Source organism: Haloarcula japonica DSM 6131 (assembly GCF_000336635.1).
GTDB classification, from domain to species: domain Archaea; phylum Halobacteriota; class Halobacteria; order Halobacteriales; family Haloarculaceae; genus Haloarcula; species Haloarcula japonica.
This window is the reverse complement of record NZ_AOLY01000036.1, coordinates 15,915-32,421: the sequence shown is the minus strand read 5'-3', so window position 1 is coordinate 32,421 and position 16,507 is coordinate 15,915. Positions and strand designations below refer to the sequence as shown.

The 16,507-nt window shown below is 61.8% G+C and carries 24 protein-coding genes and 1 tRNA gene; 10 read left to right on the top strand and 15 right to left on the bottom strand.

What is annotated here, in order from left to right; genetic code table 11:
• Positions 1-26 precede the first annotated feature (26 nt).
• The 3 genes from C444_RS11095 to C444_RS11085 all read right to left on the bottom strand — a co-directional run bounded on the left by C444_RS11095 (position 27) and on the right by C444_RS11085 (position 2,295).
• Complete coding sequence (locus C444_RS11095) at positions 27-509, bottom strand: metal-dependent hydrolase (protein WP_004592924.1); 483 nt, start codon at positions 507-509, stop codon at positions 27-29.
• Entirely contained in the window at positions 509-1,057 is a 549-nt protein-coding gene (locus tag C444_RS11090) for a hypothetical protein (RefSeq protein WP_049909432.1), read from the bottom strand. Before C444_RS11090 ends, C444_RS11095 begins: the two co-directional genes overlap by 1 nt.
• A gap of 68 nt (positions 1,058-1,125) precedes the next feature.
• Complete coding sequence (locus C444_RS11085) at positions 1,126-2,295, bottom strand: hypothetical protein (protein WP_004592922.1); 1,170 nt, start codon at positions 2,293-2,295, stop codon at positions 1,126-1,128.
• Between the two features lie 111 nt (positions 2,296-2,406).
• Here C444_RS11085 and C444_RS11080 point away from each other — a divergent pair, with 111 nt between their 5' ends.
• The 4 genes from C444_RS11080 to C444_RS23250 all read left to right on the top strand — a co-directional run bounded on the left by C444_RS11080 (position 2,407) and on the right by C444_RS23250 (position 5,320).
• On the top strand, positions 2,407-3,642 hold the full coding sequence (locus C444_RS11080; protein WP_004592921.1) for a digeranylgeranylglycerophospholipid reductase: 1,236 nt from the start codon (positions 2,407-2,409) through the stop codon (positions 3,640-3,642).
• A 55-nt stretch (positions 3,643-3,697) separates the two neighbouring features.
• Entirely contained in the window at positions 3,698-4,411 is a 714-nt protein-coding gene (locus tag C444_RS11075) for an NAD(+)/NADH kinase (RefSeq protein WP_004592920.1), read from the top strand.
• Between the two features lie 41 nt (positions 4,412-4,452).
• A complete protein-coding gene (locus tag C444_RS11070) occupies positions 4,453-4,914 on the top strand; it encodes a DUF7313 family protein (protein ID WP_004592919.1) in 462 nt (153 codons plus the stop codon).
• A gap of 217 nt (positions 4,915-5,131) precedes the next feature.
• Complete coding sequence (locus C444_RS23250) at positions 5,132-5,320, top strand: DUF7317 family protein (protein ID WP_004592918.1); 189 nt, start codon at positions 5,132-5,134, stop codon at positions 5,318-5,320.
• A 39-nt stretch (positions 5,321-5,359) separates the two neighbouring features.
• On the opposite strand, the gene C444_RS11060 is transcribed toward C444_RS23250, so the two are convergent.
• The 8 genes from C444_RS11060 to C444_RS11025 form a co-directional block, all read right to left on the bottom strand.
• Positions 5,360-5,629: a DUF7314 family protein gene (locus C444_RS11060; RefSeq protein ID WP_004592917.1), complete on the bottom strand. Its 270-nt coding sequence runs from the start codon at positions 5,627-5,629 to the stop codon at positions 5,360-5,362.
• 10 nt (positions 5,630-5,639) lie between these two features.
• Entirely contained in the window at positions 5,640-5,939 is a 300-nt protein-coding gene (locus C444_RS11055; RefSeq protein WP_004592916.1) for a DUF7315 family membrane protein, read from the bottom strand.
• A 110-nt stretch (positions 5,940-6,049) separates the two neighbouring features.
• Positions 6,050-6,814, bottom strand: coding sequence for a cytochrome b family protein (locus C444_RS11050; protein ID WP_004592915.1), 765 nt, complete (start codon positions 6,812-6,814; stop codon positions 6,050-6,052).
• Positions 6,815-6,818: 4 nt separating this feature from the next.
• The gene (locus C444_RS11045) at positions 6,819-7,622 is read right to left on the bottom strand and encodes a cytochrome b (protein ID WP_004592914.1); all 804 of its coding nucleotides are present in this window, start codon (positions 7,620-7,622) and stop codon (positions 6,819-6,821) included.
• A 3-nt stretch (positions 7,623-7,625) separates the two neighbouring features.
• Positions 7,626-8,492 (bottom strand): hypothetical protein, encoded by an 867-nt coding sequence (locus C444_RS11040; RefSeq protein ID WP_004592913.1) that lies wholly within the window; start codon positions 8,490-8,492, stop codon positions 7,626-7,628.
• A 1-nt stretch (position 8,493) separates the two neighbouring features.
• A complete protein-coding gene (locus C444_RS11035; RefSeq protein ID WP_004592912.1) occupies positions 8,494-8,913 on the bottom strand; it encodes a DUF7318 family protein in 420 nt (139 codons plus the stop codon).
• The gene (locus tag C444_RS11030) at positions 8,913-9,569 is read right to left on the bottom strand and encodes a halocyanin domain-containing protein (protein WP_004592911.1); all 657 of its coding nucleotides are present in this window, start codon (positions 9,567-9,569) and stop codon (positions 8,913-8,915) included. The genes C444_RS11035 and C444_RS11030 overlap by 1 nt, the downstream gene beginning before the upstream one ends.
• A gap of 64 nt (positions 9,570-9,633) precedes the next feature.
• Positions 9,634-10,539 carry a DUF7319 domain-containing protein gene (locus C444_RS11025; protein ID WP_004592910.1) on the bottom strand — a complete coding sequence of 302 codons (906 nt, stop codon included), beginning with the start codon at positions 10,537-10,539 and terminating at the stop codon, positions 9,634-9,636.
• 87 nt (positions 10,540-10,626) lie between these two features.
• Here C444_RS11025 and C444_RS11020 point away from each other — a divergent pair, with 87 nt between their 5' ends.
• Together C444_RS11020 and C444_RS11015 are read left to right on the top strand one after the other, a co-directional pair.
• Positions 10,627-11,109: a DUF7321 family protein gene (locus tag C444_RS11020; RefSeq protein ID WP_004592909.1), complete on the top strand. Its 483-nt coding sequence runs from the start codon at positions 10,627-10,629 to the stop codon at positions 11,107-11,109.
• A gap of 90 nt (positions 11,110-11,199) precedes the next feature.
• Positions 11,200-11,706, top strand: coding sequence for a universal stress protein (locus C444_RS11015; protein ID WP_004592908.1), 507 nt, complete (start codon positions 11,200-11,202; stop codon positions 11,704-11,706).
• A 16-nt stretch (positions 11,707-11,722) separates the two neighbouring features.
• Here C444_RS11015 and nth read toward each other — a convergent pair whose 3' ends face one another.
• Positions 11,723-12,406 carry an endonuclease III gene (gene nth / locus C444_RS11010; protein ID WP_004592907.1) on the bottom strand — a complete coding sequence of 228 codons (684 nt, stop codon included), beginning with the start codon at positions 12,404-12,406 and terminating at the stop codon, positions 11,723-11,725.
• 47 nt (positions 12,407-12,453) lie between these two features.
• Here nth and C444_RS22960 point away from each other — a divergent pair, with 47 nt between their 5' ends.
• A complete protein-coding gene (locus tag C444_RS22960) occupies positions 12,454-12,576 on the top strand; it encodes a hypothetical protein (RefSeq protein WP_275039448.1) in 123 nt (40 codons plus the stop codon).
• A gap of 55 nt (positions 12,577-12,631) precedes the next feature.
• On the top strand, positions 12,632-13,171 hold the full coding sequence (locus C444_RS11005) for a GNAT family N-acetyltransferase (RefSeq protein WP_004592906.1): 540 nt from the start codon (positions 12,632-12,634) through the stop codon (positions 13,169-13,171).
• Here C444_RS11005 and C444_RS11000 read toward each other — a convergent pair whose 3' ends face one another.
• Positions 13,172-13,627 carry a redoxin domain-containing protein gene (locus tag C444_RS11000; RefSeq protein WP_004592905.1) on the bottom strand — a complete coding sequence of 152 codons (456 nt, stop codon included), beginning with the start codon at positions 13,625-13,627 and terminating at the stop codon, positions 13,172-13,174.
• 202 nt (positions 13,628-13,829) lie between these two features.
• On the opposite strand from C444_RS11000, the gene C444_RS10995 reads away from it, so the two are divergent.
• A complete protein-coding gene (locus tag C444_RS10995; RefSeq protein WP_004592904.1) occupies positions 13,830-14,129 on the top strand; it encodes a PRC-barrel domain-containing protein in 300 nt (99 codons plus the stop codon).
• Here the strand turns inward: C444_RS10995 and C444_RS10990 are convergent.
• Positions 14,126-15,592 (bottom strand): DHH family phosphoesterase, encoded by a 1,467-nt coding sequence (locus tag C444_RS10990; RefSeq protein ID WP_004592903.1) that lies wholly within the window; start codon positions 15,590-15,592, stop codon positions 14,126-14,128. The genes C444_RS10995 and C444_RS10990 overlap by 4 nt on opposite strands.
• Positions 15,593-15,847: 255 nt before the next feature.
• Between C444_RS10990 and C444_RS10985 the strand changes: the two genes are divergently transcribed.
• Positions 15,848-15,921, top strand: a tRNA-Lys gene (locus C444_RS10985).
• 131 nt (positions 15,922-16,052) lie between these two features.
• On the opposite strand, the gene C444_RS10980 is transcribed toward C444_RS10985, so the two are convergent.
• On the bottom strand, positions 16,053-16,493 hold the full coding sequence (locus tag C444_RS10980) for a GNAT family N-acetyltransferase (protein WP_004592901.1): 441 nt from the start codon (positions 16,491-16,493) through the stop codon (positions 16,053-16,055).
• Between the last annotated feature and the right edge of the window lie 14 nt (positions 16,494-16,507).

Below are 16,507 nucleotides of genomic sequence, written 5' to 3'. Positions count from 1 at the left end.
GACTGGCAGGCGGGCAGCCCCTGAAGTCACGAGCGGGCCGCGAACAGCCACGTTGCCACCGCGACGGTTCCGGTGACGCCCGTGAGCCAGATGTCCGTACTCAGATACAATCCCGGCGTCGGCGGGTGGTACTGCGTCAGCGGCCACAGCACTTCGTAGGACCGTCCAGAAGCCTTCAACAGGAGCGCATCGGCAAACAGGTGGCTGGCCGCCCCGAGCGACAGCAGCCCGAACACGCGCCGTCGGTCGGCGCGGTTCACAATAACTGTGCCCACGAGGACGGCGACGAACGCGCCGCCAAGCGTGTGGACACCAAGCCAGTCGAACGGAATACCCAGTGCCGCCTCGACGGCCGCAGCGTCCACGAGAATCTTGATCTTCGCCATATCCGGGATGAACGCACCAGCCATCCCCACAGTGACGTACTCGCCGGTGAGCCAGTCATACCGGAGTGACAGGAGGGTACAGACGGTGAACGCGATGAAAGCGTGCGAGAGTAGGTCCGGCATCAGATAAGTACCTCCCGTACCTTACCGAGAAGCGTCTGTATCGGCCGGAGACGGTGCTCTCGTCGGCAGAGCGACCACGTCTGCCAGTTCAGCCGCCAGCCACAGACAAGCCGCCCGAGAGTCCACAGGCCGGCGATGGCGGAAACGATGTACATCGCCGTATAGTTCACCGCTGGCACGCGCACGCTACTTTGTGCGGTGATGGTTTGGTCCGGGCCGAGTGTCCCGTACACCTGCAGTGATTCGCCTTCGGCGACGGCTTTGTCGACGTTTTGGACCATGATCGTGAGCGTCCCGCTGTGGTACTCGCCGTTGTCAGCGTACTCGTACCCGACGGCGATCTCGACTGGCTCGGTCTTAGTCACCGTGCCGGTCACCTGAACGGACTCGCCGACGTACCTGTCGTAGTCCGCAGCCAGTGCGTCCTCCGCGGGATAATCGCCCAGTTCGGGGGCTGGCGTGGCTGTACCGAGTCCGACCATGAGAGCGAACAGCACGGCCAGCAGTCCACAGATAGCTGTAACCCTGCCCACCCGCGAATGAAGCATTCAAATCTCGGTGCGGGCGGTGGGATATAAACTCTGGCGCTCGGGCCGGGCCGGTGTCACTTGTGGCCCTACTCAGGCTTGCCGGGCAGGACGTCCGGGTCGCCAGAGCGGTAGATGTACTCGACGGCGACGCCAGTCAGGGGCGAGTCAGCGGCCGTCGCATACGACTTCGCGAGATCGAGATACTGTTCGGTCACGTCGACAACACGCCGATAGGCGGCTTCGTCGTCGGGCGCGAGCAGGTACTCGGCGGTGACGGGCGTCAGTTGTCCCTCCGCGCGGTCGTCGTCGTAGTCGTCCACGTCGTCGAGCCACACCTGCGCGCCGATGATGGCGAGGACGATAGCCTTCGCGAATTCGTCGTCGATGTCGAGGCCAGCGAGTCGGTAGAGATCCAGCATCCCGTCGTAGAGGACGCCCACGCGGGCGTACTGAGTCTTGCTGTAGGGGAGGTCCTTCTCCGTCTCGGTGAGCGTCGCCGGCTCCTCGTCGTACTCGGCAAATTTGTACGTCTCGCGGATATCGGTCAGAGCATTGGCGTCACCGTCCTCTGCCGCAGTCATCAGCTCCCGGAAGTGGTCGTCACGGTCCTGATGGGCCTCGCTGAAGTCGACGGCCCACTGATAGGCCTCCTCGACGACAGGCGGCATATCTTCCAACAGGCCGTCGAGGTGGGACTGCAGTGCAGACTGGGCGACCTCGGCGACGCGGCGGCGGTCGGCCTCACTCGCGTCAAAGTCGACCTCGAAATCTTCGAACTCGTTGTCGTTGATAGCGTCGCGCATGTCGCCGTCGATGAGGGCCTCGATGGAGAGGCGCGTCATCTGCTCGGCGCGGACGACCATCTCGCGGGGCGCGAGGTTCTGTGCCGGCCCCTGTTCCAGCGCCGTCTCGTCGACCTTTGGGACCCCGTCAGCGATTGTGTCGGTGACCGGGTCGCCGGGGGCCTGCTGACGGGCGTTTCGGTAGACGTACCCCAGCGTCAACTGTGCAGGCAGGATGAGTTTCGTGTCGTAGGAGAACTCGACCGGACGGGCAAACTCGTCTTCGAGGGCATCCTCGATACGGTCGGTGACGTCGTCGACCATCGTCTCGGTGCGCTCGTCGATCTCTGACTTCAGCGAGAGGCTGCCAGCGTCGAACACGCCGGTGTCCGCGTAGTATCCCAGCACTGCCCGTAGTGCCGTGGGAAGTCGCCGTCTGTCCGCGAGCACGCCCGCGCCTGTCTTGAGAACCATTGTATGTCGCCCCGGGTGTTCCCGTCATGGTAGTGGGGCCGTCTTTACCCTTTCGAGAACGCCCTCGGTGTATTCGGAAAGACTGATTACCGACAGGGAATACCCACAACCATGCGCGAGCGCTTTGACGTGGTGATAGCCGGGGCCGGGCCTGCTGGGGCGCAGTGTGCCCGTGATCTAGCGGAGCGAAACTACGAGGTGCTCGTTCTCGAAACCGAGTCCGAAGACGGGTTCCCGCGTCAGAGCAACAAGTCCACCGCCGGGACGTTCATGTCGGCGATGACAGGGTTTGGGATTCCCGACGACGTGGTGATGAATTACACGGACAACGTCGTCCTTGAATCCCCCAACGACCACTACGTCCGCAATCAGACCGGGGCCGTTCTGGAGTTCGCGGAGTTCAAACAGTGGCTCGTCTCCGAGGGGCGGGACAAGGGCGCGACCTATCGCTTTGATTCCCGCGTCTCAGCACCGATCATGGAGAACGGGGAGATCGTCGGCGTCCGCTACGACGGCGACGAGGAGGTGTACGCCGACATCGTCATCGATGCCACTGGCCCTGCCGCGCCGCTGGCGAAGAAACTCGATGTATGTAACCTCCAGCGGGACCACCAGGCCATCGGCGTCGAGTACGAGTTCGAGGGCGTCGAAGTCGACCACGACGACTACGCCGACCTCAGGGGCGCGATGATGCTCCGTCTAGATCACGACCTCGCCCCGGGTGGATATTCCTGGATTTTCCACACCGGCGACGACACGGCGAAAGTCGGTCTCTGTTACATCCAGAACGGCTCCCACCAGAAGTACGCGAAAGACGGGATGGGCATCGACGACTATCTGGAGTACTGGCTCGATTCGGACCCTAGGTTCGACGACGCCGAGCGGATCGAGGGCACGCAAGCCCACCGCGGGTCGGCCCACATCCAGCCACCCGATTCGATGAGCACGGACAACTTCATGGCCATCGGCGACACCGTCCCGACCGTCGACCCGCTGTGGGGCGAGGGTATTCACAAAGGGATGAAGTCGGCTCGTGCCGCCGCCGCGACAGCCGATTCGGCGCTCAAACCCAACGAGCCCGATACGTCGGCGGAGAACCTCTCTGTCTACGATCAGCTCTGGCACAGCGAGGTGGCCCCGAAACACAACGCCCGCCTGATGATGACGGAACTGCTGTATCTCGCTCCGAACGGCCGGTACGATCAGCTGATGGAGGACCTCCGGAGTACCGGACAGGACACCCTCAGGCAGATCAACGGCGGCGACCGGCGGGCGATTGCGAAGCTAACCCACCTCTCTGACATGCCGATTCTAGTCGAGTACGCGCGCCGTCGCCTCGATATCTGAGCACCATCGCGCGAAGTGCGGCAGGTTTTTTTCCGCCGGCCCGGAGTTTCAGATGATGGGAACCCTCGTTGGTGTGGTCGGTGACGACGCCCTGGGAGACGCGCTTCGAGACGCCGGTGAGGCCGTCGAACGGGGTAGTGACGGCGCGGTTCCGGAAACTGATCAGGTCGTTGCCGTCGGCGAGGACGCCGTCGCCGCCGTGGCACGAGCCGACGGCGACCCGCTCGTGTTACCGGTCGCGGCCGGTCGCGGCGTCCGGTCAGTACCCAGAGACGACGCCGTCGCCGCAGTGTCGGGACTTGCTGATACCCGGATTGAGACGCATCCAGTCCTCCGGGTGACGCTGCCCGACGGGACAGTCGAACAGGCGTTCTGGGACGTGACCCTCGTCACCGCCGACGCCGCTCGCATCTCTGAGTTCACTATCGCGTCGACAGCCGACCGCATCGGCCGGTTCCGAGCCGATGGCGTCGTCATCGCAACGGCAGCTGGCTCACCGGGTTACGCCCACCGAGTCGGCGGCCCGATTCTGGCGCCGTCGGATCAGGCAGTGGTGGCACCGATCGCGCCGTTCGCGACCGATCCGGATCACTGGGTGCTGCCGGTCGCCGGGCTCAGCGCTTCGGTCGAGCGCGACGAGGCGACCGTCGAGCTACTGATCGATGACCGAGTCTCGCGGACCATCAGCTATCAGGAGTCCGTCACGATATCGCTCGGTACCCCCGTCCGGACCGCCGTCGTCGGCGAGAGCCAGTCCAGGTTCGAGTGAGATTGGAAAGACACTAATGGACGGTGGACAGAGATTTGCATATGCAGCCATCCGTAACGCTCTTTGGGCCACTGGATACCATCCTGGGGAGTCCCGTACTCGGTGGCGCGTTCCTCATCGAGTACATCATCTTCGCAGTGGTGGTTGTCAACTTCCTGACCCGGCAGCTCGCCCACAGACGGCACGTCAAGCAGTACGAAAACGACGGCGCGGATGCGATCAGCCGCCATCCGGCGCACGTCTTCACGAACATCGCACTGGTCGTGCTATCGTTTTTCTACATGACGCTCCACCATCACGGCGGGATGGTTCTATCGGTACTCGTTCTCGGCGCAGTCATCACCGACTTCTTCGAGTTCGAGTCCCGGAAAGTCGAGGCGCGCCGTGACATTCCGCTCGAACGGCCGAAGGGAGCCATCGTCGCCGCCCTCGTAGTGTTCATGTACGCGGGCTACCAGAGCCTGTTCTGGGTCATCAAGGGTCCCTGGAGCGCCATCATCTAAACACGGGTTCTCCTTCTGTCGGCTTCGAGTACCTATAATCCGATAGTCGTGCGTACAGATAGCCCTACGTGTGTGGTCGGCAAGCAACTATTTCAATATCTCATATTTGCATTGTCCTATGCCAGAATAGGCACTATACATCCACTTTTTCTCGATAATTCAAACGATTTCTTATAAATAGTCGTCATGGTTTAATATCCACACTATATTTGTGTCGATGGAGACGAAGGTGTCACACAGGCCCCTCACAACGGCACTGACACTGTATCGCGGGGAAACACTCATACTCGAAGAGGCGGCGACGTACAGCGGGGTGTCACCAACAGCATCCGCTGTGGCGCTTCGCTCGCGCGGCATTCAGGTACGTGACGCAGACTGCACGCCAGTCGATCAGACTGCGAACTGAGGGCGGTGTTGGCCCCGCGGAAAAGGCTACTGCGTACTGTTATGCCGACCGCTCGTTGAGATACGCCTGGAATTCACTGACCAGCGGGAGCACGACCCAGAAGGTCAGCGCGCCCAGCACTGCGAACCAGAAGAACGCTTCGCCCATGAACAGTGCGATCTGGTCGAACGTGGTCGGTTCCTCGATAGTAAGTGCGCCGGTGAGCTGTGCTCCCTCGAAACTCGGCGTGTTGTACCAGCCCTTGATGGTCATCCAACCCAGTCCGCCGACCATGAGGCACGCGAACCCCTTCATGAACTCGTCAGCCATTATCCGAACGTTAGGTAGCGTCGTCTTTAGACTTTCCCATTTCCTCGGTACGGAAGCGCGTCGAGAACGCATAGACGACTGTGCCAGCGAGGATGCACGCGATCCCGGCGATGCCGACCGGGACGTCGATCTCCGAGGCAGGCGCTGACGCCCGCTGTGTCGCCACGTCGACGAGGATGAATCCGGCGACGACGCTGACGACCGCAAACAGCGTCGAAAACACCGTCACGGCCTTGTACACGCGTAGCGGCACCACAACGTCCCGCCGCTCCGAACCGTCCTCAGTCCCCGCTGACTGGTCCCCTGTCATCGGTACCACTAGGGACGGGAGCCACTTTACTGCGGCGAGATGAGGTCGTAGCGCTTGCGATAGCCACGAGCAGAAAACGTGAGAAACGACGGAGAAATCGACCGATCAGATTACTTCGGCGGCCGAAGCCGGTAGTACCGACGGTTGAGGTCGAACATGTACCCCTCGCGCATCGTCTTGAGCACCGCGTAGGTAATGGTGGCGCTGACGATGGGGACGAGGAACGTCAGGTCGAACAGCAGGTGGGGAGCTATCGGGGCGAGGTTCTTGATCGACAGTGCGGCGATGGTTAGGCTGAAGATGACGCCGGACATTCCGACCGCAGCCCAGAACGGCTGCTCGACGGGACGGCGAGCGGACCCCTTGTTCAGGAAGGGGACGATGGCGACGAAACCGACGACCACGACGTTTGCCAGCACACCGTAGGTTCGGTCAGCCATGAGCTTCGAGCCGCCGAGGATGCTCAGCTCGGGGTTCAGCGGGCCGAGCTTGAGCAGGCCAAAGGACCAATAGAGATACCAGTCCGGCAGGATAATCGCCGGCGTCACGCCGGAGTTAGCGGGGTTCGGCATCTCTGGCGGTAGCGTCGCTGAGACGAACAGGATCATGCCCACGAAGAAAGACGTCAGTGCGATATTGCGCATCATCTCGTGAGGCCAGGCCGGGAACGCGAGCACGTCACGCTCGACGTAGTCCGACTGCTGGCGAAGGTCCTGGTCCTCGCGGCGCGCCCGTTCGAAGTACTCGTACGTCAGCCGGGAGAGCCCCTGGGTCCGCTCTTTGCGTTCGGACCACGCGGGGGTCTCGTCGTCCGGTGAGACGATACCGGTGCCGGAACCGTCCGTGCGAACGTCGTCTGTGTCGTTGTCGCTCATAGTATTAGTGTGGTTCAGCGATCCCCTGCATCCAGACGATGCCGATGTGGACCGCGATGATGGCAGTCGTGATGAACGGCAGGAAGAACACGTGCAGGATGTACATCCGCTGTAGCGTGGCCTGCGATAGCGTGAACCCGCCGAACATCAGCTGTGCGACCCACTCACCGATAAGTGGGATGGAGAGGGACATCTCGACGCCGATCTGGCCGGCCCAGAACGAGAGCTGGCTCCACGGCAGCAGGTAGCCGGTGTACCCGAACACCAGCGTCAGCGAGATCAGGATGATGCCGATGAGCCAGTTCAATTCTCGTGGCTCCTTGTACGCCCCGGTGAAGTACACGCGGAGCATGTGGAGGAACACGGCGGCGACCATGATCTGCGCGGCCCAGCGGTGGACCGAGCGCAGGAAGTAGCCGAGGTTGAGCTGGCCCATAATGAGCATCACCGAATCATACGCGACTGTCGGCGACCCGTCAGCAGCCGCGGCGGCCGGTGCGTAGTAGAAGCCCAGCAGCGCGCCGGAGATCGCGGCGACGACGTACGCGACTGTCGAGAACGACCCGAGCGCGTACAACGGATACCAGTACCAGAATTTGTTGTCGAGGTTGTACTGTTCAGTGTGACTCTTCGGCATCTGCATGTTGACCTTGTAGTAGAGATCTTCGAGGATCTCAAGATAGTCAACGACGCGGAGCCGCCTGTCGAGCCAGATGAGCACGGTCAGGTACACCGATTCGATCGGTGTCAGCTCGCGCGATTCCATCCAGCCTTTGTGGTCGTGTTCGTCTTTGCGTTCGAGACTCATTGATTACTCCGTTTTTGGTGGGCGTGGCAGCGCCACGAACGTCGATTGCACGGGACTGAACGGGTCATACACGGACTGGTGGCACTGACAGTAGATGTCGTTGGCCGCGCCGAAGTTGGCGCTCCCGCTCTGCGTTTTGAACCCTGGCACGCAACAGAAGTGCGTGCATTTGTTCAGCCAGGCGATGAAGCCCTGGTCAGTCGCCTCAGAGACGAACGACTGGACGCTTCCGGGAAGGTCCGCGTACTCGCCCTCGCCATTGGCCATCTTCTCGACTTCGACTGACCTGATTATCTGCACCGGAGCGCCGTTCTTTCCATCGCTGTTGGTCCGCCAGACGACACTTGCGGGCTTTCCGATGCCGGAGTCGCCGATGCCGTTGCCCCAGTCCTGGTAGTCCTCGAACATATCGACCGTAAGTGGTTTTCCGGACTCGTACTCCCCCTGCCAGGAGAAGCTCCCAGTGTCGTTGAGGAACGTGTTGTTCCGGTCGGATTGTGGGTAGATAGCTGCAGTACTCTGGATACCGCAGTACTGGAACCACTGCGAGGAGTAGTCAATGCCGCTTCCACCGAAGTCCGTCTCGACAGCTGCACCGGCGTCTTCGTCGTACTCCGGCCAATGGCCGCTGATCTCGCCACCGTCGATCTCGATAGGGATGATCGGCATCCCTCGCGGGGCCGGTCCACCGGTATTCTCGACAGCGACGAACGGGGTCGTCCCGCCACCTTCGCCGGCGGCGTCAGTCGTCGCGTCGACGGCTGCGGCGCCACCGACGCCGACGCTGGAGAGTGCCGCACTCCCGACGACGCCCTTTACGAAGCGACGACGGCCTGTTTCGGCCGGGTATTTGTCTTCATCAAGTGGCATGTTATTTCTTGTAGTATGGGTACACCGCGCGTTTGAATGTCTCTGCGAACTTGTCTCCGTCCGCCACCGTCTCTCCGTCGACGTCTTCCTGACGGATGTAGAGGTCTTCCCACTTGCGACGGCGCTTCTTGACGATCATCACGTCGGGGAGGAACTCCTTGCGATACAGCAGCATGATGAACGACAGGTCGATGAAAATCGCCGTCAACACGCCGCCCATAAACATATTGGCCTCGATGAGGCGGACCGTCAGTGTCGTCCCGATACCGGATGCCCACCCGGCAATCATGCCGTAGGTGAAGAGTCCGACGAGACCGACCTGAATAATCGTCAGGAGCACGATACCGACAGCCGCTGCCGTGCTCTCGCGTGGCGGTTCGTATCGGTGAATATCACCGTACGTGGAGCCTTCGGATGCCATCAGTTGTTCCCTCCGCTAGTGTGGGGCGACTCGCCGTACTTCAGTTGGAAGAACGTATAAATCAGCGGGATGATGACCGCGAGTCCAGCGCCGAACCCGACGTAGTGTGGCTGAATCGGGACGCCGGCCTCGTGGGGGTTGACTTCGACCGGGCCGCCGCCACCGATTGTCTGCGTTGGGTACTCTTCGCCGACGACAATCGCTCCCTTCATGTTGAGTCCCTCGTGGGGGACACAGAGGAATGGGTAGATGCCGTCCTCCTCGAAGGTGTGCTCGTAGTTGACGCCAGCACTGGAGGTCGTACTCCCGGAGTCCAGTGGTCCGTCGCCGTCCGAGACGACGTTGTGGCCGCCGCCGTTGCCCGTCCATTCCCACTGGACGGTCGCACCGTTGTCGACGTGAATCGCCGGCGGACCGAACCCGTACGCGCCGCCGTTGGCCTGTACGCCGACCTCGACAGTTGCTGTGTCCTGCCCGGTCGCGTCGACGGTCGACCCGTCGAAGTTCCCGACCTGGTCCAGGTAACCGCCGTAGTCCGGGACGGTTTCGCCACCGCCACCGCCTTCCTCCTGTGCGGCGGCTGCGCCGGTGGCACTGAGGGTCGCCGCGGCACCGGCGGCCCCCCCTGCTGTCCGGACGAACTCCCGTCTATTCATATACACTCTGGAATCAGGACTGAGTTTGTATAAACCCACCGAATACCACCCGCAGGAACCGTCATTACCCGGCTTCGTCAGTCTCGGTCGCCCCGTCTCCAGACCCCGAATTCTGTGGGTCAAGCTCCGGAACGAACTCCGGTCGTTCGCCGTCCTCGAGTCCGATAGCCCGGAGTCTGTCCCGGTATTCTTCGGCGCGGAACGTATCCGAGAGTCTCGCGTTTGCGACGGTGAAAAAGAGGACGAGCGATACACCGATGAAGGCAGCGCCAGCCACGACCAGGAGCGCAATGCTGGTTCCCCTGTTGCCGATAACGCCAGCGGTCGCGAGCACTGCGCCCCCGAGCAGGGCAATTCCGGCCAAGAACTGGGCCCCGGCAATCGCCTGTAACATCCAGTTTCCGAGTTCGCCGCCACCCTCGGGAACTGACTCCGGTTCGGGAAGGGGCCTATCGGGGACGTTCTCGGGCACGTCGTAGGAATCCATAGAACACAGCGCGACCGTGGGCTTCACGTCACGCATGACGGTCCCCTCCCCTTCGAGGCTTCCGTCCGGGTAGATGACTGCGTAGCCTTCGTCGGAGTACGCGAGTACCCGCGGCGGGTCCCGATGGCGTTCGATGCGGGCGAACACGTCGCGGTTTGCAACGCGGTTCCGCAGGTCCCGCGTGACCCGGTCAAGGAGTTCGTCGCCGGTTATCCAAGAGTCCTCGTCGAAGGCAACGTCCCACTCCTCGGCAGTCATCTCAGCCATATCCGCCGGGCCGAAGTTGTCGAAGTCGTACTTTTCTTCGACCTGCTTCCGGAGCGCCTCCGTGTCGAGCGCCTCGCCCGAATCGCCACCGTCGTCCGCCTCAGCGCCATCGCCCTCGGCCACGGGTTCCCCGGGTTCGGTTTCGGCAGTCACCGAGTCCGCAGGGGTGTTCCCGCGCTCGTCCTCCGTGGGAGACGTCGAGTCCGGGTCGGCCATTGCCCGAGTGTACGGACCGCGATGGCTTACAAGTTCTGACCTTCTGCATCCGGCAGTCTTTAGCGAGCACTGTCCCTAGGTCGGCCCATGGTGTCGGACGGCCTCGTGGCCACAGTCGTGTTACTGTCGGTGACGCTCAGCCTCCCCTGTTTCCTGTACGGCGCGTACTACATCATCGAGACGGATCCGGTGACCTGGGACGTGCTCATGCATCACCTGAAGTTCGTCACGACGGGGCTGGTGCTGACAACCGTCCCGATGGTGTTCTGGATGATCCCGCGCTTACCGGACCAACTCGGCGGTCTGTCCGCTGTTCACGCGATGCTAGGGTTGCAGGCATACGCATTGCTTGCCTTCGGTGGGACGGGAATCGTCCGTATCTTCCGGGCGAAGCGGGAGCATGACCTCTACAACGAGTACGACGAAGAGCTGTTACTGGACGAAATCGGCGATGAAACGTTCAGTCACTGGCGCTCGCGACTCCGTATCGGTGTGTTCGGCTACGTCATCTTCTGGTTACTTGCGTATCTGGTCGGTATTGCCCGGTACGCCCTCCGGTACGTGGCGTGAGTCCCGCCGACAGCGGGTCTGATTCTCGGAAACTGCGAACAGACTAGATGTTTCATTAGGATTGCATATCCATCGCTAGCTGTGGCTCCAATGTACGAACACATTCTCTTTCCGACGGACGGTAGTGACGGAGCAGCCGCCGCACTGGCACATGCACGCACTCTCGCCGAAACACACAACGCGACGTTACACATCATGACCGTCCTCGATACGTCGTCACCGCATATCGGGATGACTGCCGCAGGCCCAGAGGGGGCGACGACCGGCATGACTGTGGAGGAGCACGACGAGTCGGAGTCGGGTATGGTCGGCGAAGAACACAACATCGAATCGTCGCTGCAGGAGCGGTCACAGGCCATCGTCGATGCAGCGGCAGACGAGGTCGACGCAGTCGACACCGTCACCGCCGTTGAACGCGGTCCACCGCACAGCGCAATCCTTGACTACGCTGACGAGCATGACATCGATCTCATCGTCATGGGGACCCACGGTCGGACGGGCATCGAGCGGTATCTGCTCGGCAGCGTCGCCGAAAAAGTCGTTCGGACGTCCGACGTGCCCGTACTCACTGCACGCCTCGGTGACGACGAAGGCTGAGCCGTTCGACGCGGAGCTACCACGCCTCGCCGCTGGCGAGGTCGACCTCGCTGTCCCCCTTCTCGGAGGGACAGATGTCCGAGAGCACGCACGCTCCACAGTCCGCGGAGCGTGCGCCACACACCGCTCGCCCGTGGTCGATGAGCAGGTGCGTGAACTGCTGCCACTCGCTTTCGGGCACCACGTCAAGCAGGTCCTGCTCGATGGCTTCCGGCCGTTCCTTCTCAGTAAGCCCAAGCCGCCGCGACAGCCGCTGGACGTGCGTGTCGACGACGATGCCCTCGACGACATCGTGGCCATGCTGGAGGACAACGTTTGCCGTCTTGCGGCCCACGCCCGGGAGATCGGTCAGCGCCGACATCGTGTCCGGAACCTCGCCGTCGTGTTCTTCGATCAGAATTTCACCGATTCCCTGGAGGTAGCCGCCCTTGTTGTTGTGGAAGGTGATGCCGTAGATGTCCTCGGCGAGTTGCTCCTCGGTGGCCGCGGCGTATTCTTCGGCACCCTGATACTTCTCGAACAGGTCTGCGGTGACTTCGTTGACTCGCTCGTCAGTACACTGCGCCGAGAGGACGACAGCAATCAGCAGTTCCAGACGGTTGCTGTAGTTCAGTGAAATCGCCGAGTCAGGGTATTCCTCGTGCAGTCGGTCGACGACCTCCGTTGCCTGTTCCTCGCGTGAATCCAGCGGCGTTCCCATACCTCAGGGCAGTGCTGGGTTCCCTTTGACGTGTCGTTTCTCACTGCTTGGTATTCGCACATCATCACTATTTCCAGCGGGAGGGACGACGCCGCGACCACGGCTTCGTCACCGGCGAGTACGTCAATCTGCTGGAGTGTGGCTTGCTCGCCGACGACGGGAAGCCGTGAAACTCACTCACACACCTTCCGAAGCTTCTTTCAGTAGCCCCTTGTCGGTTTGTGTATGCCCGGACCAGCATTCCTCCGGGGCGAGACAGTAACGCTCCGAACGGTCGAAGTCGAAGACGTCGAGTTCCTGCAAGAGACGATCAACGACCCGGATGTCAGATACGGCCTCTCGGCCACAGAGCCGATATCCGAGGAGGCTGAGCGTGAGTGGGTCGAATCCGTCGCCAGTGGCGAAACCGACGACGTGCATCTGCTCGTCTGCGTCGACGGCGAGGCAGTCGGTATCATCGGGCTGAACGACGTCACAGACCGGATGGGGATGGCCGAACTCGGCTACTGGCTCACGCCGGACGCGTGGGGCAACGGTTACGCGACCGACGCCGCCCGGACGCTCACCGAGTACGGCTTTCAGGAACGTCGGTTCCATCGGGTGTACGCGAAGGTCTTCGACGGAAACGAAGGGTCCCAGCGCGTGCTCGAAAAGACGGGGTTCCAGCGCGAGGGGACGATGCGGGACCACTGGTTCCGCGACGGCCGCTACGAAGACGTACACATCTACGGGCTGCTAGAAGGCGAGCTAGACCGCGGTGAGTAGCTACAACTCGGCGAGGCAACGCAGAACCTTGTCGAGGGCCGACGTGGTCCCGTCGGTGTCGTCGAACACAGTTGCCGCCCGAACACGACATCGCTTGTCGACGACGAATGTAGCTCGCTGGACGCTCCCGTCCTGTTTTCTGACGCCGAACTGCGTAGCGACGCCGTGGGTGTCGGCCAGCAACGGGTAGGGGAGCGACAGCGCTGCCGCGAGCGACCGACAGTCGTCAATACCCGCCGGGAGAACGCCGAAAACTGCTACAGCGTCCGATACGCTCGCCCAATCTGTCTGGGCTAACTCGGTAAGGACGGTCCGTGACTCGGGGTCGTCATCAGGGAGAAAGGCTACGACCGCCGGTGCGCGGTTCGTTGCGGCCGACAGCCGATAGGCACCAACACCTCCGTCAGCGGTCCCCTGCAGGTCGAAGTCCGGGGCTGGGTCGCCAGGGCTGAGCATACCGAGCTAACGGGGAAGCGGGACAAAAGTCCCGCGACCCAGACAGGCGACTGCTCCCTGTGTGGGTACGCTGGCAGCGGAATCAGAGTGAGACCAGCAGTCGTTGTCCGGCGAATCTCGTAGCATTTGCTCCCCCGAGCCGGAGACGTTTCAGTCGCAAAGAAGCTTTATAAGCCGTCCGACCAACCACCGTCGTATGGGAATGGAGAATCTGCCACAGGAGATTACAGCCCTCGTGGGTCGCGAGGTGTATTCGAAAAACGGCGTGTTCGTCGGCGAAGTCGAGGACCTTCGGCTGGAACTCGACCGCAAGGAAGTGACAGGGCTGGCACTCCACCAGCTTAACACGGAGCTGTTCGACGAAGAAGTGAACGCATCGCGAGGCGTCATCATCCCGTACCGGTGGGTTCAGGCTGTCGGCGATGTCGTCATCGTCAGCGATATCGTCGAACGGCTCCGCCAGCCCGAAGCCAGCGACGAAGAAGAAGAAGTCCCCGCCTAGTTTCCGTTCGAACTCTCGCTACTGGAACTGTCGACGCCCATCGCTTCGAACAGTTTCCGTTTGACCGCTTCTTCGGTGAGTTCCAGCAGTGTATCTCTGTTGTCGTCGCTCGTATCCAGACCGGTGAAGATGCCCAGCGGTATCTCGACGCTAGCGTCGGTGGAGTGACCCGCTGTCTCCCCCATCCCGCCGAACGCGTCCGACAGCACCTTGCCGATGTTCATCCGGATGTCCTTCGAGCGCGCAGCGAGGTAGATCGTGTCGTCGGCGATGGCGAACACGGCCGTCGTCGTGATCCCCTCCAGATTAAGGAGGTGCTGGGCCGCCTGTGCCAGCGCGTCGCGGTCCCGAATGAACCCGGCGTTGGAGACGAGGTGGCTCCCCTGAACCTCGCGGTTCCGGATCGCCTCGGCGAGCACGTCGAGCGTCTCCGGACTCATCGACGGCGACTCGACCTGTTCGAGCGTGTCGTGGTCGGCGAACGGGTACAGATACGCCGCGGCGGTCAGGTCCGCCGGCGTCGTATCTCGCTTGAAGTCCAGCGTCTCGGCGCGGATGCCGTACAGCAGCGCCGTGGCGACGCTCTGGTCGAGATTGAGATCGAGTTCCTGAATGTACTTCGTCAGAATCGTCGACGTGGCCGAGATGTTCGGTCGGATATCGGAGAAGGCGGCGTCGTGTTCCAGTTCGTGTTCGTGCTCGTAGTGGTCGACGACAATATCGACCGAGTCGATAGCCGGTTCGCCGCCCTTGGCAACGTCCACCAGCGCGAACGTATCGTACTCGTCGAGGTCAACATCTTCGTTCGAAGTCAGTTCGATGCCGAGGAGATTGACGAACGCGCGGTTCTCCTGGTGCCCGATCTCGCCCTCGTAGATGATGTCTGCGTCTACGTCACGGCTCGCAGCGATGGCTCGCAATGCGGCCGCCGAGGCGATGGAGTCAGGGTCCGGCGACCGGTGGATAAGTATCGCCATGCGTTCCTCGGTCCCGTCGATGACGTCTCCGAGCTGGGAAGCCTTGTACTCCAGTTCACCAGTTTCCAGCGCTCGAAGCGCCGAATCCGCGATAACCGCGGAGGGATTGATAACCACGTCCGCACCGAGTTCCGTGAGGTCGTCGGCGGACACCGGGTCGTCGGCGCGAGCGACGATAAACTGCTCGCCGCCGGACTCGCGGATGTTCTGCACCGCTTCGGCGTTGGCGTTCACGTCCGGGGACATGATGAGAACCACATCGCGGTCGGCCACCGTCTGGGCGACGTCAGCCTCGCAGATGTCCGCCTGCTGTGCGTTGAGGTCCTGGTCACGGAGCGCCTCGACTCGCCCCTCGTCCGCGTCGAGGATGAGGACGTCTTTCCCCTCCTCGACGAGTTCTTCCGCCACGGCGTGGCCAACACTCCCACACCCGAGGATGGCGTAGGTCGACATAGAGGCCATCGTGATGCCGCTGGCTGTACTCATTAGTGTCTGTATCGCTTGGCGTCAAGCCTCTTTAATGCCAGCTATTTCACCAACAACTGGGAACGCTCTCCTGAAGAACTGGCCTGAGAAGCCGTCAAACGTCGTCCAGAACGGTCACAGTTTCGCCCCCCACGGCTCCGAGGCCGGTCAGTTGCCGCTAGCCGACTATTGTGTACAAGAAACGTGAGACCGACCGACACGAGGCGTCCGAATGAAAACCTATTTTACCGGGCCGTCCAGAGAGTTGAGTGCACTGGGCCGGTAGCTCAGTCTGGCAGAGCGACGGCCTCTTAAGCCGTCGGTCGAGGGTTCAAATCCCTTCCGGCCCGTATTCTTGCGCTGCGAACAAAACCGTGAGCGGCGCGAATTCGATAGGAAAGGATTTGAACGATGGAACGAGCGACCGAAGGAAGTGATGTTCAGGTGGTTCAAATCCTTTCTGATCCGTCTGACAGGCAAGTCAGCCGTTCAGTCGCTTTCGCATCTTGACGTGTGGGATACCTGCTTCCTCGAATTCGTCGCTGACCGTCTCATAGCCGAGTTGTTCATAAAACGGCTCCACGTGGGTCTGTGCGTGGAGTTTGAGCTCCATTGCGCCGTCGTCACGAGCGGCGTCTTCGACGGCCCGCATCAGTGCCGCACCGACGCCATCCCCTCGGTAGGGCTCACGGACCGCGACTCGCTCGACCTTGCCGACCGTGGGCTCGGGGAACCGGAGCCGAGCAGTCCCAACGGGATACTCGTCGTCACGGGCCAGAAACTGAAGGGCTTCCGAGTCGTTTCCATCGAGTTCCTCATCCTCGGAGACGCCCTGTTCCTCGACGAACACTGCTTTTCGAACGGCAGTTGCCGCGTCTTGGAACGCATCCCAGGTACCGACATCGACTTCCAAGTTGCTCATGACTGTCGCTTCGA

What these genes read in the sequence shown, in the direction of transcription:
- C444_RS11050 (WP_004592915.1), bottom strand. Translation starts at nt 6,814, where the DNA reads ATGAGCGACAACGACACAGACGACGTTCGCACGGACGGTTCCGGCACC.
- C444_RS11095 (WP_004592924.1), bottom strand. Translation starts at nt 509, where the DNA reads ATGCCGGACCTACTCTCGCACGCTTTCATCGCGTTCACCGTCTGTACC.
- C444_RS23250 (WP_004592918.1), top strand. Translation starts at nt 5,132, where the DNA reads ATGGAGACGAAGGTGTCACACAGGCCCCTCACAACGGCACTGACACTG.
- C444_RS10980 (WP_004592901.1), bottom strand. Translation starts at nt 16,493, where the DNA reads ATGAGCAACTTGGAAGTCGATGTCGGTACCTGGGATGCGTTCCAAGAC.
- C444_RS11035 (WP_004592912.1), bottom strand. Translation starts at nt 8,913, where the DNA reads ATGGCATCCGAAGGCTCCACGTACGGTGATATTCACCGATACGAACCG.
- C444_RS11015 (WP_004592908.1), top strand. Translation starts at nt 11,200, where the DNA reads ATGTACGAACACATTCTCTTTCCGACGGACGGTAGTGACGGAGCAGCC.
- C444_RS11075 (WP_004592920.1), top strand. Translation starts at nt 3,698, where the DNA reads ATGGGAACCCTCGTTGGTGTGGTCGGTGACGACGCCCTGGGAGACGCG.
- C444_RS11070 (WP_004592919.1), top strand. Translation starts at nt 4,453, where the DNA reads ATGCAGCCATCCGTAACGCTCTTTGGGCCACTGGATACCATCCTGGGG.
- C444_RS11055 (WP_004592916.1), bottom strand. Translation starts at nt 5,939, where the DNA reads ATGACAGGGGACCAGTCAGCGGGGACTGAGGACGGTTCGGAGCGGCGG.
- C444_RS11045 (WP_004592914.1), bottom strand. Translation starts at nt 7,622, where the DNA reads ATGAGTCTCGAACGCAAAGACGAACACGACCACAAAGGCTGGATGGAA.
- C444_RS11080 (WP_004592921.1), top strand. Translation starts at nt 2,407, where the DNA reads ATGCGCGAGCGCTTTGACGTGGTGATAGCCGGGGCCGGGCCTGCTGGG.
- C444_RS11000 (WP_004592905.1), bottom strand. Translation starts at nt 13,627, where the DNA reads ATGCTCAGCCCTGGCGACCCAGCCCCGGACTTCGACCTGCAGGGGACC.
- C444_RS11030 (WP_004592911.1), bottom strand. Translation starts at nt 9,569, where the DNA reads ATGAATAGACGGGAGTTCGTCCGGACAGCAGGGGGGGCCGCCGGTGCC.
- nth (WP_004592907.1), bottom strand. Translation starts at nt 12,406, where the DNA reads ATGGGAACGCCGCTGGATTCACGCGAGGAACAGGCAACGGAGGTCGTC.
- C444_RS11005 (WP_004592906.1), top strand. Translation starts at nt 12,632, where the DNA reads ATGCCCGGACCAGCATTCCTCCGGGGCGAGACAGTAACGCTCCGAACG.
- C444_RS11040 (WP_004592913.1), bottom strand. Translation starts at nt 8,492, where the DNA reads ATGCCACTTGATGAAGACAAATACCCGGCCGAAACAGGCCGTCGTCGC.
- C444_RS11025 (WP_004592910.1), bottom strand. Translation starts at nt 10,539, where the DNA reads ATGGCCGACCCGGACTCGACGTCTCCCACGGAGGACGAGCGCGGGAAC.
- C444_RS11020 (WP_004592909.1), top strand. Translation starts at nt 10,627, where the DNA reads ATGGTGTCGGACGGCCTCGTGGCCACAGTCGTGTTACTGTCGGTGACG.
- C444_RS10990 (WP_004592903.1), bottom strand. Translation starts at nt 15,592, where the DNA reads ATGAGTACAGCCAGCGGCATCACGATGGCCTCTATGTCGACCTACGCC.
- C444_RS10995 (WP_004592904.1), top strand. Translation starts at nt 13,830, where the DNA reads ATGGAGAATCTGCCACAGGAGATTACAGCCCTCGTGGGTCGCGAGGTG.
- C444_RS11090 (WP_049909432.1), bottom strand. Translation starts at nt 1,057, where the DNA reads ATGCTTCATTCGCGGGTGGGCAGGGTTACAGCTATCTGTGGACTGCTG.
- C444_RS11085 (WP_004592922.1), bottom strand. Translation starts at nt 2,295, where the DNA reads ATGGTTCTCAAGACAGGCGCGGGCGTGCTCGCGGACAGACGGCGACTT.
- C444_RS11060 (WP_004592917.1), bottom strand. Translation starts at nt 5,629, where the DNA reads ATGGCTGACGAGTTCATGAAGGGGTTCGCGTGCCTCATGGTCGGCGGA.